The 2,344-nt window shown below is 56.9% G+C and carries 2 protein-coding genes and 1 pseudogene; 1 reads left to right on the plus strand and 2 read right to left on the minus strand.

The window, feature by feature from the left end:
• The first annotated feature begins 284 nt into the window (after nucleotides 1–284).
• Complete coding sequence (locus ABRP86_RS11410) at nucleotides 285–1,175, plus strand: cation diffusion facilitator family transporter (RefSeq protein WP_349864445.1); 891 nt, start codon at nucleotides 285–287, stop codon at nucleotides 1,173–1,175.
• A 30-nt stretch (nucleotides 1,176–1,205) separates the two neighbouring features.
• On the opposite strand, the pseudogene ABRP86_RS11415 reads toward ABRP86_RS11410, so the two are convergent.
• Together ABRP86_RS11415 and ABRP86_RS11420 are read right to left on the minus strand one after the other, a co-directional pair.
• Nucleotides 1,206–1,933, minus strand: a pseudogene (locus ABRP86_RS11415) (IS1634 family transposase); the annotation flags it as partial.
• Nucleotides 1,934–1,969: 36 nt separating this feature from the next.
• Nucleotides 1,970–2,344 (minus strand): transposase (locus ABRP86_RS11420; protein WP_349864448.1); only part of this gene is annotated, 375 nt, incomplete at its 5' end.

Raw genomic sequence — 2,344 nt, forward strand, 5'->3', positions numbered from 1 at the left:
ATTACTAGGTTTGCGGCTTCACGCCGGTACTCCGGCGTGTATTTCTGGCGTTGTTGACTCACAATGAACATCCTCTCCTACGGACACAAAATCCGCACTAATCGGGTGTCCACTAAACGAGGGTAACCTCACCTTTTTGGTTGTTCATGTTTCAGCTTCTCTACACATTCAAAGGACAACTGCACAATGACCTAAAGCAGGCCGACTTGGCCTCAGTGGCTGCGCTTACCGCCATCCATTTGCATTTAATTGTCAATAAGCGTCGACGGGGATAGGCTGAGTGCATGGCACACGAGCACCACGACCACGATCACTCCAGCACGCCGCTGCGCGCACTCTTGATTGCGCTAGGCATTACCGGCACCGTCTTCTTCGCGGAGCTGATCGGCGGCTGGTTGGCGGGTTCGATGGCGCTGATGGCGGATGCGATGCACATGCTTTCCGACGCTGCGGGGTTGATCATCGCGGTGTTAGCGGTGTTGGTTGGGCGCAGACAATCATCGGCTCAGGCCACGTACGGCTACCGACGAGTGGAGGTGCTTGCTGCACTGGCGAACGCAGTGATGGTGCTGGCGATCTCGGTGTGGATTGTCGTCGAGGCGGTGCGCCGCCTGCAGAGCCCGGCCGAAGTGCAGGGAAAAACGATGCTGATCATCGCGGTGATCGGCCTGGTGGCGAATGCGCTATCGGCGTGGGTTCTGCACCGGCACCGCAAATCCTCGATCAACGTGGAGGGCGCGTTCTTGCACGTGTTAGTGGATATGCTCGGCTCTGTCGCAGTAATCGTGGCCGGCATCGTGGTACTGACCACGGGGTTTGTGGCGGCGGACGTGATCGCCTCCCTAGCGATCGCGGCGATGGTGCTGCCGCGCGCCTGGCAGCTCATGCGGCTTTCGACGAGCGTGCTGCTCGAGCAAGTCCCGGCGGACTTCGACGCCAGTGCGATCGAGCCCGCGCTGCGGCAGGTCGAGGGCGTTGCTGACATCCACGACCTGCACCTGTGGAGCCTGGACGGCGTGAACGTGCTCACGACCGTGCATATCGTGCGCGACGGCACCGTCGGCACCGGCCCGCTGTTGGATGCCGCCCAGCAGGCCCTGCGCGAACACGGTATCGAGCACTCCACCATCCAGATTGAGCACCCAGAGCACGAATCCCACGAGACGGTGTGCTGATTCCCTTCTAACCTGACTTAGGCCAATTTTGTGCGGAAGTTCGCGGCCGGTGATTACTTGGATGGTGGCAGTGAGGTCGGGCGGGAATGGTACGGCGGCGTGAATGGTTTCGCCGCCAACGACGAGTTGAAAGCTGCGGTATTTCTTGAGTGTTCTCACGAGGCGTTTGATGAAGTGACCACTGCGGGTCTCCATCAGGTGGGTCACGGCTAGTGCTGCCATCACAATATTGAGATGTGCTGTGATCGAGTTTTGTTTCCTCGCATAGATTGGGCGTGCTTTCAGGTCTGATTTCGACATCCGATACGACATTTTCAATGTGGAATAGCCTGCGGTAATGCCCGATAACCTCCTGGGCGGGAAGAGCGGTCAGGTCGGTTTCATAGCCTTTAATTCCGGCTAGGGCTCGGTGTTTGGCAGCGAGAGCGTAGTTGACCTTCTTGTTCGGGATGGAAAGATCGAAATAGCGGTTGCGCTTAATGGCGATTGCGCCGTCAACAGCGCGTTTGGCTTTTGCGACTTGCTCTTTGATTCCGCGCAGGCCGCGTCTGGCCCGATCATAGGAGTACTGGAAGTGGGTCACCGTATTCGGGGTTGTGTGTTTGCGCGCATCGCTTGCCGAGGCTTGTGTCCAGATCTGGCCGTGGGCGTAGGCTTCACCAGGGATTTCCCGCCGCCAGGTTTCAATCACCTCAGGCACGGTGGGGTTTCACCGACAAAATGTAGTGCAGACCTGCATCTATCAATGCTTGCTTGTTCGGAGGGTGTCAAGTTGTTTGTGTGTGGGGCTAGGTTTATAGGTATTTGTCGAAGCTGTCGGGGTAGGCCACGGCCATTTGGTTAATGGCTTGTTTCCAGCCGGATACTCGTGCTCCTTCCACGAGCCTGCTGGCTGTAGCTGAGGCTCGTTTGCCTTGTTTCGCTCTCTTTGCGGCTCGTTTGTCTTCGATGTTGCAGATCATCAACCACAACGTCTTTAACGCGGATTCATCATTAGTAAATTGGACCCGGTTACGCGTGGCTTTACGCAGCTGGTTGTTAAACGATTCAATCGAATTCGTCGTATAGATAACCTTCCTGGCCGCTGGAGGAAACTGCAAAAATGGCACGAATCTATCCCACGCATCCTCCCAGACCTTGACCGACTGAGGATACTTCACACCCAGTTC

It is taken from the genome of Corynebacterium sp. KPL3927 (genome assembly GCF_040225835.1).
Lineage (GTDB): Bacteria > Actinomycetota > Actinomycetes > Mycobacteriales > Mycobacteriaceae > Corynebacterium.